Source organism: Bacteroides sp. AF25-38AC, assembly GCF_003602995.1.
GTDB classification, from domain to species: domain Bacteria; phylum Bacteroidota; class Bacteroidia; order Bacteroidales; family Bacteroidaceae; genus Bacteroides; species Bacteroides uniformis.
On sequence record NZ_QTMD01000004.1, the window covers coordinates 190,150 to 214,781 of the forward strand.

Below are 24,632 nucleotides of genomic sequence, written 5' to 3' on the forward strand. Positions count from 1 at the left end.
ATTTTTATAAGGTCGATTATTTTTTCATCCAATAGCGTTCTATTTCTTCCAAAGACTTACCGGTAGTCTCAGGAATCAATTTCCAGACAATCAGAAGATAAGGTATACACATCACAGCAAACAACAAGAATGTCCCAGCGGGGGTAAGATTCTGAAGCATCCATGGTGTCAGTTGTCCTACAAGATAAGTACCTACCCATAAGGAACATCCGGCTAGAGACATTGCCATCCCACGAATACGGATAGGATACATTTCCGAAAGCAGTACAAAAATGACTGCACAAATAGAAATAGCACAACAAAAAACATAAAACAAAAAGAAAAACAACAAGAAGTTATTTGGCAAATTGAGCGTTTCAGCAAAACTAAAATAAAATCCAATTAATAATAATGAAAGTATCATACCAGACACACCATAATACACAAGTTTCTTTCGTCCAACTTTATCTATAATGAAAACTGCAATAACTGTGGTCACAGCATTAACTACACCTACCAGCACTTGACTAAACAGAGCATCTCCACCTGACAGACCTGCTTCTTCAAAAATGGTAGGTCCATAATAAAGTACCGCATTTACTCCCATAAACTGTCCAAGGATAGCAATGGCCGCCCCTATTAATACTGCTTTGAGAATTCCTGGTTGCAACAAAAAACTCCAATCGGATTTAACTTCTGACCGAATGACGGATTTTATTTCTTGCAATTGCTCTGTAGTATCTTGTGGAACAAGATATATTTTCTGAAGAATACTCTTTGCTAAACCATCACGTCCTTTCAATATCAACCAACGTGGACTTTCTGGAATAAAGAAGAGTATAAAGAAAAAGAGTAATGATGGAATACAAGAAAAGCCCAACATGCCTCTCCATACCTCTGAAACAAAAATCAGGTTCAGCCAATCAACACTTAGCACAAGTCCACTCTGAGACAAATGGAGTAATTGTAAATTTGTCAAATATGCACCTAAAAAACCTATAGTAATAGCTAATTGATACAAAGCAACCAACCGTCCCCGATACTGAGCTATTGAAACTTCCGATATGTACAAAGGAGATACAACAGAAACAATTCCAATACCTATACCTCCCAACATACGTGCAAACACCAGTTGTTCCAAAGAGTCACTAAATGCACAGCCAATACCTGATACTGAAAAAAAGACCGCTGCTATCAACATTGTTACTTTCCTTCCCCACATATCGCTCAACTTACCAGCAAACAGTACACCTATAATAGAACCGATCAAGGCACAACCAACAAACCAACCAATCTGGATTTCATCCAATCCAAACTTCACAGTTACTTGAGATATAGTTCCTGAGATGACCGCAGCATCATACCCAAACAAAAAGCCTCCCAAAGCTGCCACGACAGACAAAAATATTAAATAAGAAAAATTTATATTTGACTTCATACCTATTATATATTATTTGATTCCAAAATATTCTTTATATCTGTCATATAAGTGTCCTGCCTGCAGATAAGCAGATTGTGGACTCATAAAATGAGAGAATTCAAAAGTAATAGCTTTATCATAACCTGCACGTTTAGCTGCTTCCAATTTCATACGAAGCTTATCAAACTTAATGGGCAAGAAACGGATAGGCATATCACGATCAAATGTCTCTGCATTAGTCCAGCACTGTATACCATATTTATCTGCTAATTTTTTATTTATAGTAAAGAACGTATCTAACTCATCATAATCTATATGTCCATCCTGAAAGGCACAAGCATCAATAACTTCATGGATACCATAAAAAATTTCGTTCCATTCTTTTTCATGTTCTTCCACAGATATCACATCCGCTTTTGTCAACTGCCCCCCATTTACCATAACAGCCTTTTTCCCATCAATCCAAGGAGATATAAAAGTAGGTAAGCCACCAGAGACATCTTTACACTGCTTACCCATAGTATAAAATGCATTAATAGCTCCCTTAGTTTTCCGGCTAATTTCACCACTTATATACCAACCACCAAAACTTTTATGATGTTTCCCATAACGCTTCCAAACCTCATCAATAACATATTTATTATCTTCCACCTCCCAACTTAACTCCCCCGTATCCCAATAACGCCCAGAATCATACAAACCAAAATAGAAGATCATATCATACTTATCAGCCAAATTCAAAAACATATCCACCAAATCTACAGAAGGCATATAGCAACCTTTCTTGAGCAGATATTCAGAAGGATAAGTAATAAACTTCCTATAACCTGAACGTATTAAAATAACAGTGTCAATCCCCATTCCCTTCATATATTGAAAATCTCGTTCCCATTCCCTTACCCCCCAATTCTGGTGAGGAATATCATGCGAAATCTCATCTAAAAACGTTCCAGTTATTTTCAACCCATTATTTAAGAGAGTATCAGACTTACTTTCCCAAGTATTTTCCAGTACTTGAGATAGCTCTATATTACTATTGGGAATAGCACTCAAAAATGAGGGGACTGTAAATAGTGAAGCTCCAGCTAATACTGACTTTTTTAGAAAATCTCTTCGATTATTTGCTCTCATTTGTTTTAGGTTTTTCTTAGTATTCTTTTATTTATCTGCTACAAATATAGATATATTTATTAAATATGCAATAATTAATAAAAGATTTTATTAATATAAATCCAATAATTAACTTATTTAATTAATATAAAATAAAATATTCTCTCAGAATGATAGAAATTATATCATTTCATAAGGAGATACAACAATTTACAAAATTATTTTAGTATATTTGGCAGAAATACATAAAAGTATCACTATGAACCAAGCGCTATTAAAAGAAATAGAAATGGGAAGCAAGAATGCTCTTCTCAAAAAGAGGATCATTACGCATTATATATACAATGGTAGTTCCACCATTACTGATTTATCCAAAGAGCTGGATTTAAGTGTGCCTACAGTAACCAAATTTATCAGCGAAATGTGCGATGATGGCTATATTAATGATTACGGAAAGTTAGAAACTAGTGGAGGACGTCATCCCAGCCTCTATGGACTCAATCCTGAATCAGGCTATTTTATAGGAGTAGACATCAAAAAGTTTGCCATTAATATTGGACTTATTAATTTCAAGGGTGATATGGTAGAACTGAAAATGAATATCCCATATAAGTTTGAAAATACCCAGGAAGCCTTGGAGAAACTATGTAAACTCATCAGTAATTTTACAAAGAAAGCAGGAATCAATCCAGAAAAGGTATTAAACATTTGTATCAATATATCAGGGCGAGTTAATCCTGAATCAGGTTACAGCTTCAGCATGTTTAACTTTTCCGAACTTCCGTTAGCAGAAGTATTAGCCAAGAAAATCGGATATTCCGTTTGTATAGATAATGACACTCGTGCCATGACTTATGGAGAATATATGCAAGGATGTGTCAAAGGAGAAAAGAATATCATCTTTGTAAATATAAGTTGGGGACTTGGCATTGGAATCATTATAGATGGAAAAGTTTATACCGGTAAATCTGGATTTTCTGGAGAATTCGGACATGTCAATGTATTCGACAATGAGATTCTATGCCACTGTGGCAAAAAAGGATGCTTGGAAACAGAAGCATCCGGTTCTGCTTTGCATCGTATTTTGTTGGAACGTATCAACAACGGAGAATGTTCCATATTATCCAGTCGTATAGCCACTAAAGAAGACCCACTCACACTGGACGAAATTATTGCAGCAGTAAACCAAGAAGATTTACTCTGTATTGAAATTGTGGAAGAAATTGGCCAAAAGTTAGGAAAACAAATTGCAGGATTAATCAATCTATTCAATCCTGAACTGGTAATTATAGGAGGAACACTGTCATTGACTGGGGATTACATTACACAGCCTATAAAAACCGCTGTGAGAAAATATTCTCTGAATCTAGTAAACAAAGATTCGGTTATTATAACTTCCAAACTAAAAGACAAGGCGGGTATTGTAGGGGCATGTATGCTTGCACGAAGCAGGATGTTTGAGAGCTAAAGTTCCAACATCCGCTTCATAAAAGCCTTTATTCCTTCTGCATCAGAAGTCTGAGGAGCCCACGAAGCCAAATCCTCTGAGGGTAGAGGCTGATATGGGCCTTTTTTAATTTCAAAAATAACGGTACCTGACTCCAAGGCAATAATACTATGCCATGTATTAGAAGGAATTTCCAGACCATATTTACCTTCCGAAGGATTGAGGCATACCTTATCTGTTACATTACCGGCATCATCATAAAAAAATGCCAGCAGACTTCCACGCAAAACCAGATAAGTTTCTTCCTTATCTGTATGACGGTGAGGAGGAAGATAAGTTCCCGGTTCCAAAGCATTCAGCAACCGATGAATAGGAGCATCCATAGACGCATGAAAATTATAATTCATACGTAAACGAGAATTCTCCTTAGCATGTGAGGTAACGGTATCCAGCAGTTCTTCTGTAATCAGCTTCATCATAACTTCAGCAATTGGGCAAACTTGGCAGGAAGTTCTGCTTTGCCCGCCTCAATAGACAAACTTTTTCCTTCATTATCTACTAATATAGCAGCCTTCTGCAAGGAAGCCAATGAGGCAACTTCCGACACATTACCGGCAACAAACAAACATCCGGAAAAAAGAGGAGTAATCACCTTCCGGGTATGCCCTTTCCATTTTACAAACACAGCCTGCATCGGGCAATATGTAGTATATCCCGCAGCATTCAAACGCTGCATCAACTTATGTTCAGACTTGGGTGCTGTGTACAATGCATGCCAGCACATCATATCATTATCCGTCATCATATTGTTTGCTTTTTCCATCCCTTTAATAAATCTTTTACAAATAATATCCATCCCACACTGCCGACACCTGCCAAGAACATGAAGCCGATCAAAATCATCAATTTATTGGGCTTTGCAGGCTTCAAAGGTACCGTAGCCGGCTGAACAACCGTATATACCGGTGTAATCTCCTGTACCTTAGCTCTTGCCATCTGCAATTGTTGAGACACTTGTGTATATACTTGATAGGCTAAATTCATTTCATTCTGTAAACGCTCTTGCTCTGCGCGATAACTCAGCAATATTATATTCTGGTTTGCATCTACAAAATTTGCGTATTTCTTCTGGGCAGACTCATAACTGGCCTTTGCTTCTCCATAAAGTTTTTCGGTAAATGCCAAATCATGACGAGCCTTATTAGTCCGATAATCTGTGATGTAGTTCTGCAGGCAATGCATCACGGTATCCGTCAGCGAAGCAGATATCAAAGGATCCTGCATAGTAACAGACAAGGTTGTCACACCTGTCTTTTTGTCTACGGAAACAGAGATACGTTTACTTAAAGCATCTGCAATGGCAGACTCATCTTTAGTAAGACGAAAAGGATCCAGCTTTGCATCCCCCTCTTCCGGTTCATCCTTAAACAAAGACAATGTCCATCCCAACACCTTAAAAGGAGCGGAGAAAATTGCACTCCACCAAGGAGAACGCTGTTCTTCTTTCAAATAAGCATATAAAGTCGTGTCTACTTTTGCTTTCTGATCCTTGACTTTAACATCGAACAGTTCAATCAGAAAAGGAGTAGAACTTACAATATCAGGATAAAGTTCGGGTGACAAAGCATCTTCACCAGAAGAAGTACCCAAATTGATACCCGCCATGGCTGCAAGGGCTCCCATACTTCCGCCACCAGATTTGCCACCACTCTCTGGAGCCAACGTCACACTTGTAGAGTACTCCTTAGGAATACTAAATGCAACAACCAGTCCAACAAGGGCAGCGATACCACACGCCTTAAAAACCAATTTGCGACTAGCCCATACTTTCTGGGCCAGTTCTATCAAATCTATTTCTTGTTCCTCTGGTTGTGGAGAAGTTATGTTTTGTATTCTTTCTTCGCTCATAATTCAAATTACTTAAAGAGATTAACCATAGTCGCAATCATCGCTGCAATAGAAGCTGTCGTACTTCCCATTCCCAGAATTTCAGCAGTAGTCATCTTCTTTTTCTGTTCTTTACTTGGAACAATTATTTCACAACCAGGTTCAATGGCTTTCTTGTTTCCTGCTCTTAAACGAGAAACTGTACCATTCATGTATATTACATAGACCTTGCGTTTCTTGGCGTCATTACCAAAGCCACCAGCCTGGTTGATGTAATATTTCAAGCTTTCACCCTTTTTATATAAAACTGTATTCGGATACATTACAGCACCGTTGATTTTCACTGTACTTACGTACTCCGGAACAAATAATACATCTCCCTCGCGAAGCACCATATCAGCATCTGAACCAGGATTTTTCAAGGCCTCTCCCAGATTTATACCTACAGAATAGGTATCGGACAAATCCAATCTTTTTACAGATATGGAATCTCCGCCTCCCGCTTGCGCCATACGCAGAGCATCTTCCTTACGGCGGAATTCTTCTTCGGTCATCCTACGTATAAGACGCGCTCCTTTTATATAAGCATCGGGAGTTACTCCACCAGCCTTAGCTATCAAGTCACTCAAACGTTCATTCTTTTTCGATAGTGCATAATTACCGCTAAAAAGGACTTCTCCGCCCACCATAACATTCTGTTGTTTAAAATAGGACGGACTCTTACGAACATAAATTTCATCAAAAGGCTCAAGATGGAAATCCTGGCTTCCTTCTCCCACCAATAAGCCATCTTTCAAATCAAAAGAGAAATTCTGGCCTACTGTAGTACTGAAAGATGTACTCTTCGGATCTTTCATGCGCCGTGCAACTTCAACCTTTGTTGTAGCCGCCGCCTCCAACAAGCCACCAGCCTGCAACACCAAATCCTCTACTGTCATTTTATCAGAATAAAGATATGTACCCGGATTGGCAACTTCACCATGAATGGTAAGTGTAGCTTCTTCCTTCAAGTCATGAATACTTGGAATATATAAAATGTCATTCTTCTGCAAAGGAATATCTGCAGCCGTCCCGTTCAGCAAACCTTTCACATCTACTTGTATAACCTCATGCGACAAGTCTTCAAGTTCACGATCGATTATAGCACGGTTTAAGAATGCATCTCCGCGAAGTCCTTCCGCTTTCTTAATCAGCTGCTTCACTGTATTCATCGTACCGTCCAACTGATACAAACCTTCACGATATACAGCACCGCGGATTTCCACACGATTCTCAAAACGCTGTAAAACGGAATCAACCGTTATCTTATCACCGTCATCTACGCGGAATACGGAATAATCCATCTCATCCACATTATAAATTTGATGCTCACGTCCACTTTTACGGATTATACGTAATGCTTTCTTATAAGCATCACCCGTAAAACCACCTGAATACTTCAATAATGTACCTACGGTTTCAGTGGGTTTCATTTCATAAAACATCGGACGTTTTACCTTACCTAATATCTGTACCAGTGACTGGTAAGGATCCACAAGAATTACATCACCATCCTGCAGACGGATGTCATCCTTCATTTTTCCTTTCATAAGTAAATCATAAACATCCAAATCCGCTATTGTATTTCCATTGCGAATCACTTTAATACTGCGCAAACTACCAATCGGGTTCACACCACCTGCACGATATAAAGCATGAAATACGGAAGCAAATGATGAGAGGGTATAAGTTCCGGGCACCACAACTTCACCCATAACGTTTACTTGAATAGAACGTATTTCTCCTAATGTCAGTTTAACTTGGGTAGACGGAACATTTCCGGTTACTCCAGAATATATTCTGGCAAATTCTTGTTTCAAATAATTATTGGCTTCCTTTACAGTTTTGCCACTCAGATAAACCGGTCCTAAATTATTCACAAGAATACTTCCTTCCGGAGAGATTGTTTGTCGAATCGTTGTTTCAGAAGCTCCCCACACATCAATAATCACCTCGTCACCAGGCCCCAGACGATAATTCTCGGGAGTAGCAACATTCACATTGGGTTCGAAAGTCAAATTATCGTTAGTAAAAATATTATGACCATAAATTTGCGAAGTCGGATCCTCTGTTTCCTTCTCTTGAGACAAGGAACGATTATCCATCATTTGTAAAGAATCCCCTGCAACATCCGTTTGTCTGGCAGAATAAGTTTCCGAAGTTGTACGCAGCCCTTTGACTACGCCACTCATTTCACCACGTTGACGAGAACGCTTCTCATCTTGGGTATTGCTCTGCGGACTTCCAGATTTAGAGTTTTCATACTTTTTCTGAATTCTTTCAACTTGTTCCTTTGTCACTCCCCGCCGCATTAATTCAGTAGTAATCTGCTTTTGATTTTTGCCCATCTGCTGAGCGCTTTTTACATACTGAACAACCTGATCATCTGACATCTGCTGAGCAAAAGCTACCCCTGACAAAGTAAATACCAAAAAGAATAGTGTTATTAATCTACGCATAAGATATTCTGATTAATCTTTTGAGTTCTTGTAATAAATATAAATCGGGCACAAAGGTAATATATTATTTTTATAATATACATTTATTCCACCTCTAAGTTTCAGAAAAAGCATTAAAAAACTGTCACTTTCACGTCTTTTCATCGGGTAGAAGAAAGCGGAAAAATTGGCACTATTTTTTTCATTAGTCCAATCAAAATAGCCTTTTTTTCAGTATAACTATGTTGCACCAAGGCCAGCACTTCTTCCCGCACATGTTCATAATCATCAACAGATGCCTTTTCACGCTTTATTTTTTCACCGATTACAGAATCCAAAAGTCCATCCCCAGGCCCTCCCACAATGTACACTTCTCCCCCATCCCCCATGACTCCCACTTCCAGGGTGAGCATACAAGCTTCAGACAAGGTAATCAAACAATGAGTATTCGTCGGATACACCTCACCCAAACGTACTATGAACATATCAGTTTCCCTTGTGTCGCGTTTCAACCTGCAATCAGATGATTGCACATATATTTCCGCCACACGCTTACTATATTCCATAGCATTCTCCGGATGACGTGCATTAGCAGCAGATATCATAACCATACGGGACACTCTATACTTTGCCGCCAGGTCCGCAATATTCACTGTCCCCGATATATTCGTTTGAATTGCCTCCGATACAAAATCATCCATCAGTTGTACATGCTTATACGCAGCAGAATGAAAAACAAGTTGAGGACGTGTTTCTTCAAATATAGCCTCCATACGCGTACGGTTAGCAACATCTGCAACCAATACACGGACCTCCAGATTCTTCCAATGATCAGACAATTCCAACTGTACATCATACAATGGGGATTCTGCCTGATCTACCAGAATCAACTGATAAGGATTCAGTGTAGCCAACTGGCGAACGATTTCCCTTCCTACAGCTCCCGCCGCTCCCGTAACCATTACTCTACGCCCCTCGATATGGGCCGTAATTTTACGCATGTCAACTTGCACCGGTTCTCTACGGAGCCAATCTTCTATTTGAATGTCCTTTATCAGTCCATCGTCCATACAATCGCTTAAGGGAGGAACGGTCATTACATGAATATCATGAGAGAACAGTTTATCCAGCATTCCGGAATTTTCCAAATCCGACACCTTGCTTGGAGAGATAATGATTGTATCCACTTTCTTTTTCTTTAGACGGTCAAACAGCTGCTCATCATTGGGATATACCCTGCATCCCATCGTATGTTTACCTATCATATCAGGTTCGTCCGAAATAAAGCCACGCAGGCGATAATGATTATTACGACTAACTCTCAAGGATTTTGCAACATTGACTCCAGTCCCATGGAATCCATAAATAAAAACATTCACGCAATGACGTGCATCAAAAGCAATAGCTTCATAAAGCATCTTCACAGCAATGCGCATACAAGCCATCAGAGAGAAGGTGAACATATATGCCATAAACAGAATGCTGTTCGGCAAAGTTTCTCCAAGCCCCGAAACAGACCAACAGTAATTCCCTAAAAACAGTACAGCATAGCTTATCGTAAGACTCCAAAACACACGATAAATATCCACAAAAGAGGAAAAACGGATAACACCCACATAAGTACGGAGAATATGAAAGAAACAGACATTACACAAGACAGCCAAAATGGTCAGCCATACATACAAAGAAATTTCATAAGATACGGACGAAAGCCTATATTGCAAAAAACATGCAGAAAGCATGGAAATCACAACGATAATTACATCTACCAACAACACCGTCCATTTGGACGCTATGCGTGAAGAAAGATATTTATAATAGATTCTTAAATTCATAATCAGTATCAGACTTATTTGCTATAGGACCTACGACAAAGATGCTTCTTTTCGTTTTATTATCCAATTTTTATGGCAATAAAGTTCAGGACATTCAAATAGAAAATTATCCCACTAAAATATTTCTAAAAAAAACAGAGATTCTTTTTGCCTTTTCAAATAAAGATGTACCTTTGCACCCCGTAAACAAAAGCTTATTGCCGCTATAGCTCAGTTGGTAGAGCAACGCATTCGTAACGCGTAGGTCGCCAGTTCAAGTCTGGCTAGCGGCTCGATATTCAAGCACTGATTATCTGGAATAATCAGTGCTTTTTCTTTTCAAGAATCGTTAGAATAAAAAAACGCTCTTCTACCAATATATTTGCATAAAACACAATGCCCTTCCAAACAATTTAATCCATAGCCGCATAATTATCCCAAAGCAAGTAAAGCAAGTTTAAAACAGCACCATCTGATTACAATGATAACTTGAAACATATAGGCACATTATTAAAAACATAATACACCTTATATTATACATAGTAATTCCCAATATTTGCGGCAACTTTTCAATAACCCGATTTTTCAATCTTAAATAAAGGATTGAGGTGATTGAAGAACACAAGCCAAAATCAAAAGGCTACCATAGATTCCTATAACATACTATAAAAAAATGAAAAGAATCAAGTTATTTACAGCGGCTTTGCTGCTGGCGGCTATATCCGCAGGAAACGATGTGTGGGCGCTTTCCGATTCAAGAAAGAAAGACACGCGTCCGGTAAAATCACCCCAATTCTTCAGTGGAAACGCCAACCCGCTGTTGGATTTCATTTTTGTGGCCGACCCGACATCGGTGGAATACAACGGAAGGCTCTATGTGTATGGAACCAATGACACCCAGCAACTGGACAGTGTGGGAAAAGACGGCAAAAACACATACCAATACATCCATTCACTGGTCATGCTGTCCACCGATGACATGGTAAACTGGACTTATCACGGACTGATTGAGGTAAAGGTCCTTTCGCCATGGGGTATAGCCTCATGGGCACCATCCATCGTATCGCGAGTGGAATCGGACGGTAAGACGTATGCTGGTGAACCAGTTCACCCAAGGATTAGGCCACTGCAGGGCTCCTTTCGACCCGGGTGCCGTGATAGATGACGAAGGTACAGGATGGGTTGTCATTCGGCGGAGGCGGAAAGGGGGAAGTCGGCACCGACTACATGCCCGAAGATGCCCGCATTGTCCGCTTGGGCAAAGACCTGATTAGTCTGGACAGCGAGATAGTAGAGATAAAAGCTCCCTATCGTACATGACTTCGCACACGCCGCTCGACACCGACAACTGGCAGTATGTGGACAACTATTTCAAGAATCCCGGAGACTATTCATATGATAAGCACTACGCATTCGACCATCACTACAGATTCTCTCTGAAAAAAGCATGCTCCGACTATGTAGTTTCCAATAAAAAATGTATCTTGCGGAGATTTATTAAATACGATATGAACATGAAACCCTATCTAATCCCCTTCTTTGCAACTGTTGCACTGACCGCAACCGCTCAACAAAAAAACGAGATTACCAGCGTCCTCGAAATACTGGATGTAACTAACGGTAACCGGACCGTCGTAAAAGAATTTCCCTACCGGATTGAAGCTCCCAATTGGACGCCCGACGGGCAATGGCTGCTATACAACAACGACGGAAAGCTTTACCGCCTTTCCCCCACCTCGCCTGCCGAACCGGAACTGATAAACACCGGATTTGCCCAAAACTGCAACAACGACCACGTCCTCTCGGCCGACGGACAGCAGATAGCCATCAGCCACGGGACAAAAGAAGACTATAAATCGCGCATTTATACACTTCCCATCACGGGCGGCACTCCCCGTTTAATAACACCTATGGCTCCCAGCTACCTCCACGGCTGGAGCCCCGACGGCAAAGAGCTTGCCTATTGCGCCGAACGAAACGGCAACTATGACGTCTATACCATCCCGGCGGAAGGAGGTGAAGAAACCCGCCTGACCACTGCCGAAGGTCTGGATGACGGACCGGAATATTCCCCCTGCGGACAATACATCTGGTTCAATTCCGTACGCACCGGACTCATGCAAGTCTGGCACATGAAGGCAGACGGCTCCGAACAGACCCAGATGACCTTTGACGAAACCCGTAACTCCTGGTTCCCCCACATCTCCCCTGACGGAAAATCCGTTGTATTCATCACCTACTACAAAGGTGACCTGGAACCGGGAGAGCACCTGGCAAACAAGAACGTAGAGCTGCGCCTAATGCCCGCAAACGGTGGAGAACCCAAGACATTGTTAAAGCTTTTCGGTGGACAAGGCACCATCAATGTCAACTCATGGGCACCGGACAGCAAACGCATAGCCTTTGTCAGCTATCGAATTAACTGATATGACTTGAGGATTTTCACTCCATTTTTACTAACTTTGCCCGACTAAAGATGCAGTAAAACAAAATGGAAAAGAAAAAGAAGAGAATTATTATCGGAACATTCGTCGCACTGATTCTTATTGGAGCAGCTTGTGCAGGAACGGTATACTACTATCTGTTTGCCCCGCAATTCCATCCGCAAAGGACAGTCTATATCTATATAGACCGCGACGACACCGCCGACTCCATATATAATAAGGTGAAACAACAAGGCCATCCCCGAAGCTTCACCGGCTTCCGCTGGATGGCCCAATACAAGAAATATTCCGAAAACATACACACCGGACGCTACGCCATCCGGCCGGAGGAAAATGTATATCACGTATTCAGCCGTCTGTACCGCGGATATCAAGAACCTATGAACCTTACCGTCGGCAGCGTACGCACACTGGACCGGCTGGCACGCAGCGTAGGTAAACAGCTCATGATAGACTCCGCCGAAATAGCCGGATTGATGAACGACTCCGCATTCCAACAAAAACTGGGATACAACAAAGAGACCCTGCCCTGCCTCTTCATCCCCGAAACCTACCAAGTCTATTGGGACATGAGTGCAGAAGAGTTCTTCGAAAGAATGCAAAAAGAGCACCAGAAGTTCTGGAACCAGGAACGCTTAGACAAAGCCACCGCCATCGGAATGACCCTGACGGAAGTCTGCACCCTCGCCTCCATCGTTGAGGAAGAGACAAACAACAATCCCGAAAAACCAATGGTGGCAGGGCTCTACATCAACCGCCTGCACACCGGCATGCCCCTGCAAGCCGACCCTACCATCAAATTTGCCTTGCAGGACTTCGGCTTGCGGAGAATTACGAATGCCCATCTGGCAGTAGAATCCCCCTACAATACCTATCTCAACACCGGACTACCTCCCGGCCCCATACGCATCCCCTCACCCATCGGGCTGGATGCTGTGCTGAACCATACGAAACACAACTACCTCTACATGTGTGCCAAAGAGGACTTCTCGGGCACCCATAACTTTGCATCCAATTATGCCGAGCACATGAAAAATGCAAGAAAATATTGGAATGCATTAAACGAAAGAAAGATTTTCAAGTAATCTGCTGATAAAATAAAAGCAAAATCCTATATTTGCGTCAAATATTAATCCATGACTAACACTTAAATATTCAGATATGAGCAAGCAACTCTTACTTGGCGATGAAGCCATTGCACAAGCTGCATTAGATGCCGGACTTTCGGGTGTATATGCCTATCCCGGCACTCCTTCTACGGAAATCACCGAATATATTCAGATGGCACCGATTACTGCCGAAAAGAATATCCATAACCGCTGGTGCTCTAACGAGAAAACTGCGATGGAAGCTGCCCTGGGCATGTCCTTTGCAGGTAAGCGTTCATTGGTGTGCATGAAGCACGTGGGTATGAACGTAGCTGCCGACTGTTTCATCAACTCTGCCATTACCGGCATAAAAGGTGGTCTGATAGTCATTGCTGCCGACGACCCCAGCATGCACTCCTCACAAAACGAGCAAGACAGCCGCTTCTATGGCGACTTCTCCCTCATCCCGATGTACGAACCAAGCAACCAGCAGGAAGCATACGACATGGTGTACAACGGATTCAACTTCTCCGAACAGACCGGCGAACCCATCCTGATGCGCATGGTTACGCGCCTGGCACACTCCCGTTCCGGCGTAGAGCGCAAGGAGCAACAACCGCAGAATGAGATTTCCTTCAGCGAAGACCCGCGTCAGTTCATCCTCCTGCCGGGTAATGCACGCAAACGTTACAAAGCATTGCTGCAACGCCAGGACGAATTTATCAAAGCTTCTGAAAACTCCGCTTACAACAAATATACCGACGGCCCCAACAAAAAGCTGGGTATCGTGGCATGCGGCATCGGCTACAACTACCTGATGGAGAACTATCCCGAAGGTTGCGAATATCCGGTACTGAAAATCGGACAATACCCGTTGCCCAAGAAACAGCTGATGCAGCTGGTAGAAGCATGTGACGAGATTCTGGTACTGGAAGACGGACAACCGTTCGTAGAAAAACAGCTAAAAGGCTATCTGGGCATCGGCATCAAAGTAAAAGGCCGTTTGGACGGCACTCTTTCACAAGACGGAGAGCTGAACCCGGACAGCGTGGCACGTGCCGTAGGCAAGGAGAACAAGGCTGAATTCAGCGTTCCTTCTTTGGTAGAGATGCGCCCGCCCGCTTTGTGCGAGGGTTGCGGCCATCGCGACATGTACACGGTGCTGACCCAAGTATTGAAAGAAGAATATCCCACTTATAAGGTGTTCAGCGACATTGGTTGCTACACGCTGGGAGCCAATGCCCCATTCAACGCCATTAACTCTTGCGTGGATATGGGCGCCTCCATCACCATGGCGAAGGGTGCTTCGGATGCCGGCCTGCATCCTGCCGTAGCCGTCATCGGCGACTCCACCTTCACCCACTCGGGCATGACGGGACTGCTGGATTGCGTCAACGAAAACGCCGACGTCACCATCGTCATCTCCGACAACGAAACCACCGCCATGACCGGAGGACAAGACTCTGCCGGCACCGGACGTCTGGAAGCCATCTGCGCCGGCATCGGTGTAGCTCCCGAACACATCCGCGTCGTAGTGCCCTTGAAGAAGAACTACGAAGAGATGAAGCAAATCATCCGGGAAGAAATCGAGCACCACGGCGTATCCGTCATCATCCCCCGCAGAGAATGCATCCAAACATTAGCACGCAAAAAAAGAAACAAGTAAAGCCATGAAAAAAGACATCATACTTTCCGGCGTAGGAGGACAAGGTATCCTCTCCATCGCCACCGTAATCGGCAAAGCAGCCCTCAAGGACGGACTCTACATGAAGCAGGCAGAAGTACACGGCATGAGCCAGCGAGGCGGCGACGTGCAGTCCAACCTGCGCATCAGCGACCAACCCATCGCTTCGGACCTCATTCCCACAGGAAAATGCGACCTCATCATCTCCCTGGAACCGATGGAAGCACTGCGCTACCTCCCCTACCTCAGCCCCGAAGGTTGGCTGGTGACCAATGAAGCCCCCTTCATCAACATTCCCAACTATCCGGCAGAAGAAGACATCAAGGCCGAAATCAACAAGCTGCCGCATAAAATCATGCTGAACGTAAACGAAGTGGCAAAAGAAGTCGGCTCTCCCCGCGTAGCGAACATCGTACTGCTGGGCGCCACCATCCCCTTCCTCGGCATCGACTACGCAAAGGTGCAAGACAGCATCCGCGAAATCTTCCAACGCAAGGGCGACGCCATTGTAGAGCTGAACCTCAAAGCGTTGGCTGCCGGCAAAGAGATTGCTGAAAAACTGATGTAAACTATAATTGACTCTAAATTTCAACATACCATGAATAACAAATACTGGGAAGAAGAGATTGAAACGATGCCCCGTGAGCAGTTGCGCGAACTGCAACTGCAACGGTTAAAAAAGACTGTCAGCATTGCCGCCAACTCTCCTTATTATAAAAAGGTATTCCAAGAGCATGGCATCACTGCCGACAGCATCCGGTCTATAGAAGACATACGTAAGATACCGTTTACTACCAAGGCCGATATGCGCGCCAATTATCCTTTTGGATTAGTAGCAGGCGATATGCGTGAGGACGGAGTACGTATCCATTCTTCCAGTGGCACTACGGGCACGCCGACGGTCATCGTACACTCCCAACACGATTTGGACTCTTGGGCTAACTTAGTGGCACGCTGCCTCTATATGGTAGGTATCCGTAAGACGGATGTTTTCCAAAATAGCTCCGGTTACGGCATGTTCACCGGAGGACTGGGCTTTCAGTATGGAGCCGAACGTCTGGGTGCGCTGACTGTTCCTGCCGCTGCCGGAAACAGCAAGCGTCAGATAAAGTTCATCACCGACTTCAAGACCACTGCTCTGCATGCCATTCCCAGCTATGCCATCCGCTTGGCAGAGGTATTCCAGGAAGAAGGGATGGACCCCGCCGGCACAAGTCTGAAAACGCTTGTTATCGGTGCCGAACCCCACACAGACGAGCAACGCAGAAAGATTGAACGCATGCTTGGCGTCAAAGCCTATAACAGCTTTGGTATGACTGAAATGAACGGTCCCGGCGTAGCCTTCGAGTGCACCGAACAAGACGGCATGCACTTCTGGGAAGATTGCTACCTGGTCGAAATCATTAACCCGGAAACCGGCGAACCCGTACCGGAAGGTGAAATCGGCGAACTGGTACTGACAACGCTGGACAGAGAGATGATGCCCCTCATCCGCTACCGTACACGCGACCTTACCCGCATCCTGCCCGGCAAGTGCCCTTGCGGACGTACCCACATCCGTATAGACCGCATCAAAGGCCGTAGCGACGATATGTTCATCATCAAGGGAGTCAATATCTTCCCCATGCAGGTGGAAAAGGTGCTGGTACAATTCCCCGAATTGGGCAGCAATTACCTCATCACGCTCGAAACGGTCAATAACCAGGATGAGATGATTGTGGAAGTTGAACTTAGCGACCTCTCTACTGACAATTACATCGAGCTACAAAAGATTAGCAAAGCCATTACCCGCCAGCTGAAAGACGAGATTCTGGTAACTCCGAAGTTACGGTTGGTAAAGAAAGGTTCCTTGCCGCAGAGCGAAGGAAAAGCCGTCAGGGTAAAAGACTTACGGGACAACAAATAAACTTAAAAAAACTCTTTTCAAAACAGACCATCTGTTCACCCGATACAGATGGTCTGTCTTGTATAAACACATCATCTATCTTCCCTTGACACATCATCTGTTTCAGCATCACGTATCATCGTTTCACAATCACCCACATCCGCATAAAACGAAAGAGGAACGGTTATCCAAACAGATTACCGTTCCTCTTTTATAGAAAGCCGCACCGATGATGTGATGAAACTCCGTATGACATGATTTGAGTGCTCCTCCTCTTTGTAATCCACCGACTCAAGAGTTACCCCGAAGGGCGTGGCCCGCCATTGAGAAGCGAAGCTTGTCTCGGTATTTCATAAAAATTGATGAGTTTCCCGATCCAATCAATGCGGCTATTTTTTCTATAACAAAGGTAATGAGTTTCTATGAAAGAAACAAGTAAAAGCAGTAAATTGTTTCAAGTCCTTTTCAAGTTTTAACCCCTCCCCGGAGTATCAGAAAACAAAAAGTGCTGACTACCAAAAGAGTAATCAGCACCTCGTAATTTATCTGCTAACTGTTTTTATGCAGCCTTTGCTTTAGCAACGATAGCCTTGAAAGCTTCCGGATGGTTCATCGCTAAATCAGCCAACACTTTGCGGTTGATTTCGATACCAGCTTTGTGCAAAGCGCCCATCAGCTTAGAGTAAGACATACCTTCCAGACGAGCGGCAGCGTTGATACGCTGAATCCACAAAGCACGGAAGTTTCTCTTCTTGTTCTTACGGTCACGGAACGCATAGGTCAAACCTTTTTCCCAAGTATTCTTGGCAACGGTCCAAACGTTCTTTCTTGCACCAAAGTAACCTCTGGTCAATTTCAAAATTTTCTTTCTTCTTGCTTTAGAAGCAACATGATTTACTGATCTTGGCATAGTTTTACTTGTTTTTGAATGTTAGCGCCGTTACTTCACGCAGCGGACTTAAAGCTAATGCATTCGGTTAATAACTTTAATACTTTTGTACGCTTTTCAATTACTTCATTGCTAAGAGCTCTTTCACCTGGCTTACATCTGTTGTACTAACAAGTGTAGAGTAGCACAAGTTTCTTTTCTGCTTCTTAGTTTTCTTAGTCAGGATGTGACTATGAAAAGCGTGCTTTCTTTTGATTTTACCTGTTCCGGTAAGAGTAAATCTCTTTTTAGAACCGGAGTTAGTCTTCATCTTTGGCATCTTTTTTAAACTTTTTAATTATTAAATTATATGGCAACGCACTATACCTATGGCGTTACTCACTTCTTTATTCTTCTTCGGTTTCAGCCGACGCAGCCTTTGGCGCATCTTCTGCAGGCTTGGGAGCCGCGCTCTTCTTAGGTGCCGCCACTTTCTTCGGAGAGAGCTGGATTGTCATTCTCTTTCCTTCCAAAACCGGCATTTGGTCTACCTTCGCATAGTCTTCCAAATCATTGGCAAAACGGAGCAGCAACACTTCACCTTGCTCTTTGAACAAGATGGAACGTCCTTTAAAGAATACGTAGGCCTTCACCTTGTCACCATCTTCCAAAAAGCCTTTAGCATGCTTCAACTTGAAGTTATAGTCATGATCATCTGTCTGAGGTCCAAAACGTATTTCCTTCACGTTCACTTTTACCTGCTTTGCCTTTTGCTCTTTCTGACGCTTCTTTAACTGATAAAGAAATTTAGAATAATCAATAATACGACAAACAGGGGGTTGTGCATTTGGAGAAATCTCCACGAGATCCGCTTCATGTTCTTCAGCAAGTCTTAAAGCCTGCGCTATCGGATACACTTTTGGTTCTACTTCATCGCCCACTATGCGGACTTCTTTGGCCCGGATTTGTTCGTTAATCCGATGTTGCCCTTTTAAGCTGTCATTCTTCATTAAATAACGTTTACTTCCAGTTTGTTTCTTATTTACTATTCCCAAATTAATGTTTTTGTTAAGTAAAAGCGAACTTTAGAACATCTAATATATGCTATGCTTCTACAATTGGGCGCAAAGTTACCATTTATTTATCATATTCTGAACTTCTTCGTTCATTTTTTTGGCAAATTCTTCAAATTTCATGGTTCCTTTATCACCTTCTCCCTGCTTGCGGACAGCAACTTCCTTGTTTTCAGCCTCCTTTTCACCTACAACCAGCATGTACGGAATACGCTTCATCTCATTGTCACGAATCTTACGACCAATCTTTTCATTGCGCTCATCCACAATGGCACGGATGTCATATCGCTTCAAGTATTGTTTCACTTCATGCGCATAGTCGTTGAACTTCTCGCTGATAGGCAGGATGGCAACCTGGTCAGGAGTCAGCCACAACGGGAACTTACCGGCCGTATGCTCAATAAGCACAGCCACGAAGCGTTCCATGGAGCCGAACGGAGCACGGTGAACCATTACGGGACGGTGCTTCTGATTGTCAGCACCGGTATATTCCAGCTGGAAACGTTCCGGCAGGTTGTAGTCCACCTGGATGGTACCCAGCTGCCAACGGCGACCGATGGCATCCTTCACCATGAAGTCCAGTTTAGGACCATAGAAAGCGGCTTCTCCATATTCTATTTTTGCCTTCAGCCCCTTTTCTTCACAAGCTTCGATGATGGCTCGTTCTGCTTTTTCCCAGTTCTCGTCGCTACCGATGTATTTTTCGCGGTTCACCTTGTCACGCAAGGAAATCTGTGCCTCGAAGTTCTCGAAGTCCATAGATTCGAACACGATGGAGATAATGTCCATGACACGGAGGAACTCATCCTTCACCTGGTCCGGACGGCAGAAGATATGCGCATCATCCTGCGTAAAGCTACGTACACGTGTCAGACCGTGCAACTCGCCACTCTGCTCGTAACGGCAAACCGTACCGAACTCTGCCAAACGCAAAGGCAGGTCTTTGTAAGAACGGGGTGAGTTCTTGTAAATCATACAGTGGTGAGGGCAGTTCATCGGTTTCAAGAAGTACTCTTCCCCTTCTTCCGGCGTATGTATGGGCTGGAAGGAGTCCTTACCATATTTTGCATAGTGTCCGGAAGTGATGTAAAGCAATTTGTTGCCGATGGGTGGACACATTACTTCCTGATAATCGTAACGGGCCTGGATGCGGCGCAAGAAATCCTGCAAGCGGATACGCAGTGCAGTACCTTTGGGAAGCCACATCGGCAATCCCTTACCTACGGTGTCAGAGAACATGAACAAGTCCATCTCCTTACCGATTTTACGGTGGTCGCGCTTCTTGGCTTCTTCCAGCAGAACAAGATACTCATCCAGCATCTTCTTCTTCGGAAAGGTGATACCATAGATACGGGTCATCATCTTACGGTCTTCTTGTCCACGCCAATAAGCACCGGCAACGGAAGTCAGCTTAATAGCCTTGATAGGAGCTGTGGTCATCAAGTGAGGGCCACGGCACAAGTCGGTAAATGCACCCTGCGTATAAGTTGTGATGTGGCCATCTTCCAATTCGGAAATCAGCTCGCATTTATAAGTTTCTCCACGGTCACCGAACATTTTCAAAGCATCCGCCTTGGCAATGTCTTGTCTGACAACCGCTTCTTTCTTAGCCACCAGTTCAGCCATCTTTTTCTCAATGGCTGGCAGGTCAGCTTCCTTGATAGTCGTTTCACCTGGGTCCACATCATAGTAGAAACCGTTTTCGATAGCAGGACCTATACCGAACTGGATGCCCGGATAGAGTTCCTGCAAAGCTTCGGCCAGCAAGTGGGCACTGGTATGCCAAAAGGCATGCTTACCCTGCTCATCCTCCCATTTATAAAGAACCACTTCAGCGTCTTGCATGATAGGACGCCCCAAATCATAAATTTCTCCGTTCACGCCACAAGCCAGCACGTCTTGTGCCAATCGCGAACTGATGCTTTCTGCAATCTGCAGTCCCGTTACTCCTTCGTTATATTCACGAACAGAGCCGTCTGGAAATGTTATCTTTATCATAGTTTATATGTATATTTCATTTTTCAGAACGCAAAAATAGCTAATTCTTTTTGATATTCTATTTTTTAGCAAAAAAATGTTATTCCCGTGTATCTGTAAACCTCTTTATGATATTATAGGCCGAGACAATGCCCAACTCTCCGGCTTTACTCAAATCGGCAATACCTTGTTTGTTATTCCCCAGGAAGATGTGCGTCAACCCACGGTTAAAGTATGCTTCGGCAAAATCGGGACTCAGCTCAATCGCCTTGTCATAATCCGCCAAGGCGGCACGGTAATCCTTCAGTAACGAAGACACATTGCCACGGTTATAATAGCCATAGACAAAATCAGGAGCCAATAGAATAACGTGATCCAGGTCATTCTTCACAACTTCATAATCGATGGCTGTCACTTCAGGCTTCTTCATTTCCGTTGTACCCGAAGTGGCACCTTCACTCATTGTGGCTTCGGCCTTTTTATATTCCAGTTGCTTATAACGCACCAAAGCACGCATAAAGTATGCCGGAAAGAAAGTGTCGTCCAACAAGATACTCTTTGTAAAGTCATCTATGGAACTGGCAAAATCCTGAACCAGATAGAAGTCCAGACCTCTCATGAAACGTTTCTTGGCGTTCTTCTCGTCAGCCACCACATCAGACGTATGAGCGTCTATCAAAGCAAAGTGGAAGCGTACTTGTTCCTCCGTCAGCGGAGCTTCCATATTGGTGATGCGCAGTGGCTTCGGGAACAGTTTCGAATGGTTCAGTTCCTCAATATACTTATGATAATGTACGATACGCTTCACATCGCTCAGTTTCTCATAATAAGTCAAAGCATACATCGGCTCGAGCTTGATGGTCACATTCCGGTCTTGTACACGTCCGCGATAATCGCTCTTATAACGCTGGTCAACTTCCGAATCGTCCGCTATTACAATTTTCCGATAATTTTCCATATTCTTGTCGGATTTCTTACGGGTCTTCCCGCCATCTCCATTGGAGTTCCCCGAAGAATTATCCGCAACATCCTTACTGTCGCCACCTTCCTTTTTGTCACCGGAAGAAACACCGTTACGCTTGTCTATCTGCATCTTCATGATTTTGAACTCATCCTGCTCGGCTCCTTTACAGTCGCCAATCTTTTTACGGGCTTCGGCACGCTGATAATAGCCGGCCATAAAGTTAGGATATTCTGCAATCACTTTGGAATAGTCACTGATAGCTCCCCGGTAATCCCCCGTCTGCGCACGTAACAAACCACGATTGAAAATGGCCATCATATTATCCGGTTCCATCTTCAACACAAAATCAAAATCCTCTATCGCCCGGTTGTCATCGCCTACCTGGGCACGCAGCAGACCGCGGTTGTAGTGCCCGAGAAAATTATTCGGATCAATATCCAAAGCCAAATCATAGTCACTCATGGCGCCTCTCAAATTATTCTGATGGAAACGCGCCAAGGCACGGTTGATATAGTTACCGGCATTCTTTGCACTCAGATGGATAGACTGGTCCAAATCAGCTTCAGCCTCTTTATACTTTCCCTGCTGGAGACGTACAATGGCTCTTGCCCCCCATCCGTCCGGGTCATAACGGTCCATATCAATAGCTTTGTCAAAATCACGCAAAGCTTGTATCGTATCGTTCTGTTTCAGGGAGACTTCCCCGCGCATCAGATAGGCACGCGTATATTTGGGGGCAATTGTCAGAAGCGTACCCAAATCTTCCTTAGCCGCCTCATAATCTTCTTTCTGAATATGGCAAAGGGAAAGATTATGCCAAAGCACCACATTCTCCGGATCGTATTTGATAGCGGTTTTATAATCTTCAATCGCCTCGTCAAACTTGTTCTGACGGATACGTGCCAATCCTCTGATCTGGTAAGCACCTACCACAAAAGGATTTCTTTGAATCGCAGCATCACAATCACTCTCCGCTCCCTGATAGTCATCCAAATTGATTTTTGCCAGTCCACGGAAGAAATAAGGCTCATATAAATAAGGTTTCGCGTTGATTACCTGATTAAAATATTGGATAGAAAGCACGTAATCCTCAAAATACAATGCATTCCGAGCAATGGTCATCACCCGTTCCGTATTGATTTGCGCATACAACAATGTGGGTAACAGCAAAATAGCTGTCAGTATTTTTCTTATCATCTTGTTTTATAAATGCTTGTAAACGAAACAAAAGTAACGTTTTTCGTTTACTTGTCAGGATTAGCGGAACACTTTTTATATTTTTTGAGCCTTTTATACCATATTATATGGTTGACTTATTTCTTTACGGTTTTCACCTTATAAGTGCAGTGTGCCTTGCCCTTCAACATGGCATTCAGTTTTCCTTTAATCATCTGCTTGCGCAACGGAGACAAATGGTCGATGAACATCTTTCCTTCCAGATGGTCGAACTCGTGCTGCATCACGCGTGCCAGGTAGCCTTCGATAATCTCATCGTGCGGTTCCAGATTCTCGTCCAGGTACTGCACACGTATTTTGTTGCCACGCTTCACCGACTCATGAATACCGGGAAGGCTCAAGCACCCCTCGTCCATAGAAACCTCCTCACCGGACACCTCCAAAATATGGGCATTGATATACGCCTTGCGGAAATCTTTATATTCTGGCATATCTTCGGAAAGTACATCCAAATCGATTACCACCACGCGGATGGGAAGCCCAATCTGCGGTGCTGCAAGTCCTACGCCTTCGGCATGGTCCATCGTTTCAAACATATTCTCAATAAGCTCTTTCAAATTCGGATAGTCCGGGGCAATATCCTCTGCTACCTTTCTCAATACGGGCTGACCGTACACATAAATGGGTAAAATCATTTCCTTTACTACAAATTACTAATTACAAATTATTTTCTATACATTATAAAAAGGAGAAACGTTTGTTCTCCAAATAAGTTTGCAGAATAATAGTTGCACTGATTTCATCCACCAGTGCTTTATTTTGGCGGTCTTTCTTTTTCAATCCAGCCTCAAGCATCGTCCGATGAGCCAGAACAGAAGTAAAACGCTCGTCTACATATTCAACCGGCATGTCAGGCAGTTTCTTCTTCAGCGAACGGACAAAAGGTTCGATATTCTTCATGTTTTCCGAAGCCTCATTATTCATCTGCTTAGGAAGGCCTACCAAGATACGCTCTACCGGCTCCTTAGCCACATAATCAAGAAGAAACTGCAACAATTGGTGTGTAGGCACAGTTGTCAGTCCATTCGCAATCATCTGCAATGTATCACTCACGGCTATTCCCGTACGTTTCCGACCGTAGTCTATGGCTATTATTCTACTCATAATGGGCTACAAAATTACGATTAAAATTTGAATTCCGCCGTTAATCTTACATATATAATACAGAAAAAAGGGATGTCTGATAGTATCAAACATCCCTCCGCTGATTTTTTCATTAATTATTTCAAATGAATTTTGTATGTCAGCCCTCCCGTGAAATATTTCATCCTCTGCATTT

Annotated in this window: 22 protein-coding genes and 1 tRNA gene; 9 read left to right on the forward strand and 14 right to left on the reverse strand. The window is 43.4% G+C overall.

What is annotated here, in order from left to right; genetic code table 11:
- Positions 1 to 16 precede the first annotated feature (16 nt).
- Both DWY55_RS04450 and DWY55_RS04455 read right to left on the reverse strand, forming a co-directional pair.
- Positions 17 to 1,417, reverse strand: coding sequence for a sugar porter family MFS transporter (locus DWY55_RS04450; RefSeq protein WP_005827917.1), 1,401 nt, complete (start codon positions 1,415 to 1,417; stop codon positions 17 to 19).
- 12 nt (positions 1,418 to 1,429) lie between these two features.
- Positions 1,430 to 2,530, reverse strand: coding sequence for a DUF4434 domain-containing protein (locus DWY55_RS04455; RefSeq protein WP_087332654.1), 1,101 nt, complete (start codon positions 2,528 to 2,530; stop codon positions 1,430 to 1,432).
- Between the two features lie 238 nt (positions 2,531 to 2,768).
- On the opposite strand from DWY55_RS04455, the gene DWY55_RS04460 reads away from it, so the two are divergent.
- On the forward strand, positions 2,769 to 3,977 hold the full coding sequence (locus DWY55_RS04460; RefSeq protein WP_087332655.1) for an ROK family transcriptional regulator: 1,209 nt from the start codon (positions 2,769 to 2,771) through the stop codon (positions 3,975 to 3,977).
- Here DWY55_RS04460 and DWY55_RS04465 read toward each other — a convergent pair.
- From DWY55_RS04465 to DWY55_RS04485, 5 genes are all read right to left on the reverse strand, one after another.
- Complete coding sequence (locus DWY55_RS04465) at positions 3,974 to 4,432, reverse strand: WbuC family cupin fold metalloprotein (protein WP_232059017.1); 459 nt, start codon at positions 4,430 to 4,432, stop codon at positions 3,974 to 3,976. The genes DWY55_RS04460 and DWY55_RS04465 overlap by 4 nt on opposite strands.
- Positions 4,432 to 4,779, reverse strand: a complete 348-nt coding sequence (locus DWY55_RS04470) for a UpxY family transcription antiterminator (protein WP_087332657.1) — start codon at positions 4,777 to 4,779, stop codon at positions 4,432 to 4,434. The genes DWY55_RS04465 and DWY55_RS04470 overlap by 1 nt, the downstream gene beginning before the upstream one ends.
- The gene (locus DWY55_RS04475; protein ID WP_005827908.1) at positions 4,758 to 5,864 is read right to left on the reverse strand and encodes a Wzz/FepE/Etk N-terminal domain-containing protein; all 1,107 of its coding nucleotides are present in this window, start codon (positions 5,862 to 5,864) and stop codon (positions 4,758 to 4,760) included. The genes DWY55_RS04470 and DWY55_RS04475 overlap by 22 nt, the downstream gene beginning before the upstream one ends.
- Positions 5,865 to 5,872: 8 nt before the next feature.
- Positions 5,873 to 8,341 (reverse strand): SLBB domain-containing protein, encoded by a 2,469-nt coding sequence (locus tag DWY55_RS04480; protein WP_005827906.1) that lies wholly within the window; start codon positions 8,339 to 8,341, stop codon positions 5,873 to 5,875.
- 140 nt (positions 8,342 to 8,481) lie between these two features.
- A complete protein-coding gene (locus DWY55_RS04485; protein ID WP_117681626.1) occupies positions 8,482 to 10,155 on the reverse strand; it encodes an SDR family NAD(P)-dependent oxidoreductase in 1,674 nt (557 codons plus the stop codon).
- A 199-nt stretch (positions 10,156 to 10,354) separates the two neighbouring features.
- Here DWY55_RS04485 and DWY55_RS04490 point away from each other — a divergent pair.
- The 8 genes from DWY55_RS04490 (at position 10,355) to DWY55_RS04520 (ending at position 17,256) form a co-directional block, all read left to right on the forward strand.
- Positions 10,355 to 10,427, forward strand: a tRNA-Thr gene (locus DWY55_RS04490).
- 380 nt (positions 10,428 to 10,807) lie between these two features.
- A complete protein-coding gene (locus tag DWY55_RS22295; RefSeq protein WP_229103257.1) occupies positions 10,808 to 11,299 on the forward strand; it encodes a hypothetical protein in 492 nt (163 codons plus the stop codon).
- The gene (locus DWY55_RS21955; RefSeq protein ID WP_165859505.1) at positions 11,296 to 11,454 is read left to right on the forward strand and encodes a hypothetical protein; all 159 of its coding nucleotides are present in this window, start codon (positions 11,296 to 11,298) and stop codon (positions 11,452 to 11,454) included. The genes DWY55_RS22295 and DWY55_RS21955 overlap by 4 nt, the downstream gene beginning before the upstream one ends.
- A 194-nt stretch (positions 11,455 to 11,648) precedes the next feature.
- Positions 11,649 to 12,560 carry a TolB family protein gene (locus tag DWY55_RS04500; protein WP_117681632.1) on the forward strand — a complete coding sequence of 304 codons (912 nt, stop codon included), beginning with the start codon at positions 11,649 to 11,651 and terminating at the stop codon, positions 12,558 to 12,560.
- A 65-nt stretch (positions 12,561 to 12,625) separates the two neighbouring features.
- Positions 12,626 to 13,663, forward strand: coding sequence for an endolytic transglycosylase MltG (gene mltG, locus DWY55_RS04505; RefSeq protein ID WP_117681625.1), 1,038 nt, complete (start codon positions 12,626 to 12,628; stop codon positions 13,661 to 13,663).
- Positions 13,664 to 13,739: 76 nt separating this feature from the next.
- Complete coding sequence (locus tag DWY55_RS04510; RefSeq protein ID WP_005827886.1) at positions 13,740 to 15,332, forward strand: thiamine pyrophosphate-dependent enzyme; 1,593 nt, start codon at positions 13,740 to 13,742, stop codon at positions 15,330 to 15,332.
- A 4-nt stretch (positions 15,333 to 15,336) separates the two neighbouring features.
- The gene (locus tag DWY55_RS04515; protein WP_009036846.1) at positions 15,337 to 15,918 is read left to right on the forward strand and encodes an indolepyruvate oxidoreductase subunit beta; all 582 of its coding nucleotides are present in this window, start codon (positions 15,337 to 15,339) and stop codon (positions 15,916 to 15,918) included.
- A gap of 30 nt (positions 15,919 to 15,948) precedes the next feature.
- Positions 15,949 to 17,256: a phenylacetate--CoA ligase gene (locus DWY55_RS04520; protein ID WP_005827882.1), complete on the forward strand. Its 1,308-nt coding sequence runs from the start codon at positions 15,949 to 15,951 to the stop codon at positions 17,254 to 17,256.
- 538 nt (positions 17,257 to 17,794) lie between these two features.
- Here DWY55_RS04520 and rplT read toward each other — a convergent pair.
- The 7 genes from rplT to ruvX all read right to left on the reverse strand — a co-directional run bounded on the left by rplT (position 17,795) and on the right by ruvX (position 24,457).
- On the reverse strand, positions 17,795 to 18,145 hold the full coding sequence (rplT, locus tag DWY55_RS04525; RefSeq protein WP_004289896.1) for a 50S ribosomal protein L20: 351 nt from the start codon (positions 18,143 to 18,145) through the stop codon (positions 17,795 to 17,797).
- A gap of 100 nt (positions 18,146 to 18,245) precedes the next feature.
- A complete protein-coding gene (rpmI, locus tag DWY55_RS04530) occupies positions 18,246 to 18,443 on the reverse strand; it encodes a 50S ribosomal protein L35 (RefSeq protein WP_005827880.1) in 198 nt (65 codons plus the stop codon).
- 67 nt (positions 18,444 to 18,510) lie between these two features.
- Complete coding sequence (gene infC / locus DWY55_RS04535; RefSeq protein WP_005827878.1) at positions 18,511 to 19,113, reverse strand: translation initiation factor IF-3; 603 nt, start codon at positions 19,111 to 19,113, stop codon at positions 18,511 to 18,513.
- Positions 19,114 to 19,233: 120 nt separating this feature from the next.
- Positions 19,234 to 21,174 carry a threonine--tRNA ligase gene (thrS, locus tag DWY55_RS04540; protein WP_005836068.1) on the reverse strand — a complete coding sequence of 647 codons (1,941 nt, stop codon included), beginning with the start codon at positions 21,172 to 21,174 and terminating at the stop codon, positions 19,234 to 19,236.
- A 79-nt stretch (positions 21,175 to 21,253) separates the two neighbouring features.
- The gene (locus DWY55_RS04545; RefSeq protein WP_117681624.1) at positions 21,254 to 23,314 is read right to left on the reverse strand and encodes a tetratricopeptide repeat protein; all 2,061 of its coding nucleotides are present in this window, start codon (positions 23,312 to 23,314) and stop codon (positions 21,254 to 21,256) included.
- 116 nt (positions 23,315 to 23,430) lie between these two features.
- Positions 23,431 to 23,988 (reverse strand): peptide deformylase, encoded by a 558-nt coding sequence (def, locus tag DWY55_RS04550; protein WP_022402114.1) that lies wholly within the window; start codon positions 23,986 to 23,988, stop codon positions 23,431 to 23,433.
- 43 nt (positions 23,989 to 24,031) lie between these two features.
- Positions 24,032 to 24,457, reverse strand: a complete 426-nt coding sequence (gene ruvX, locus DWY55_RS04555; protein ID WP_005827870.1) for a Holliday junction resolvase RuvX — start codon at positions 24,455 to 24,457, stop codon at positions 24,032 to 24,034.
- Between the last annotated feature and the right edge of the window lie 175 nt (positions 24,458 to 24,632).

Coding starts and splice junctions, on each gene's coding strand:
- rplT (WP_004289896.1), bottom strand. CDS start 18,145: ATGCCAAGATCAGTAAATCATGTTGCTTCTAAAGCAAGAAGAAAGAAA.
- DWY55_RS04465 (WP_232059017.1), bottom strand. CDS start 4,432: ATGAAGCTGATTACAGAAGAACTGCTGGATACCGTTACCTCACATGCT.
- thrS (WP_005836068.1), bottom strand. CDS start 21,174: ATGATAAAGATAACATTTCCAGACGGCTCTGTTCGTGAATATAACGAA.
- mltG (WP_117681625.1), top strand. CDS start 12,626: ATGGAAAAGAAAAAGAAGAGAATTATTATCGGAACATTCGTCGCACTG.
- DWY55_RS04480 (WP_005827906.1), bottom strand. CDS start 8,341: ATGCGTAGATTAATAACACTATTCTTTTTGGTATTTACTTTGTCAGGG.
- infC (WP_005827878.1), bottom strand. CDS start 19,113: ATGAAGAATGACAGCTTAAAAGGGCAACATCGGATTAACGAACAAATC.
- DWY55_RS04460 (WP_087332655.1), top strand. CDS start 2,769: ATGAACCAAGCGCTATTAAAAGAAATAGAAATGGGAAGCAAGAATGCT.
- DWY55_RS04500 (WP_117681632.1), top strand. CDS start 11,649: ATGAAACCCTATCTAATCCCCTTCTTTGCAACTGTTGCACTGACCGCA.
- ruvX (WP_005827870.1), bottom strand. CDS start 24,457: ATGAGTAGAATAATAGCCATAGACTACGGTCGGAAACGTACGGGAATA.
- DWY55_RS04455 (WP_087332654.1), bottom strand. CDS start 2,530: ATGAGAGCAAATAATCGAAGAGATTTTCTAAAAAAGTCAGTATTAGCT.
- DWY55_RS21955 (WP_165859505.1), top strand. CDS start 11,296: ATGACGAAGGTACAGGATGGGTTGTCATTCGGCGGAGGCGGAAAGGGG.
- rpmI (WP_005827880.1), bottom strand. CDS start 18,443: ATGCCAAAGATGAAGACTAACTCCGGTTCTAAAAAGAGATTTACTCTT.
- DWY55_RS04515 (WP_009036846.1), top strand. CDS start 15,337: ATGAAAAAAGACATCATACTTTCCGGCGTAGGAGGACAAGGTATCCTC.
- DWY55_RS04450 (WP_005827917.1), bottom strand. CDS start 1,417: ATGAAGTCAAATATAAATTTTTCTTATTTAATATTTTTGTCTGTCGTG.
- DWY55_RS04485 (WP_117681626.1), bottom strand. CDS start 10,155: ATGAATTTAAGAATCTATTATAAATATCTTTCTTCACGCATAGCGTCC.
- DWY55_RS04510 (WP_005827886.1), top strand. CDS start 13,740: ATGAGCAAGCAACTCTTACTTGGCGATGAAGCCATTGCACAAGCTGCA.
- def (WP_022402114.1), bottom strand. CDS start 23,988: ATGATTTTACCCATTTATGTGTACGGTCAGCCCGTATTGAGAAAGGTA.
- DWY55_RS04520 (WP_005827882.1), top strand. CDS start 15,949: ATGAATAACAAATACTGGGAAGAAGAGATTGAAACGATGCCCCGTGAG.
- DWY55_RS04545 (WP_117681624.1), bottom strand. CDS start 23,314: ATGATAAGAAAAATACTGACAGCTATTTTGCTGTTACCCACATTGTTG.
- DWY55_RS04470 (WP_087332657.1), bottom strand. CDS start 4,779: ATGGAAAAAGCAAACAATATGATGACGGATAATGATATGATGTGCTGG.
- DWY55_RS22295 (WP_229103257.1), top strand. CDS start 10,808: ATGAAAAGAATCAAGTTATTTACAGCGGCTTTGCTGCTGGCGGCTATA.
- DWY55_RS04475 (WP_005827908.1), bottom strand. CDS start 5,864: ATGAGCGAAGAAAGAATACAAAACATAACTTCTCCACAACCAGAGGAA.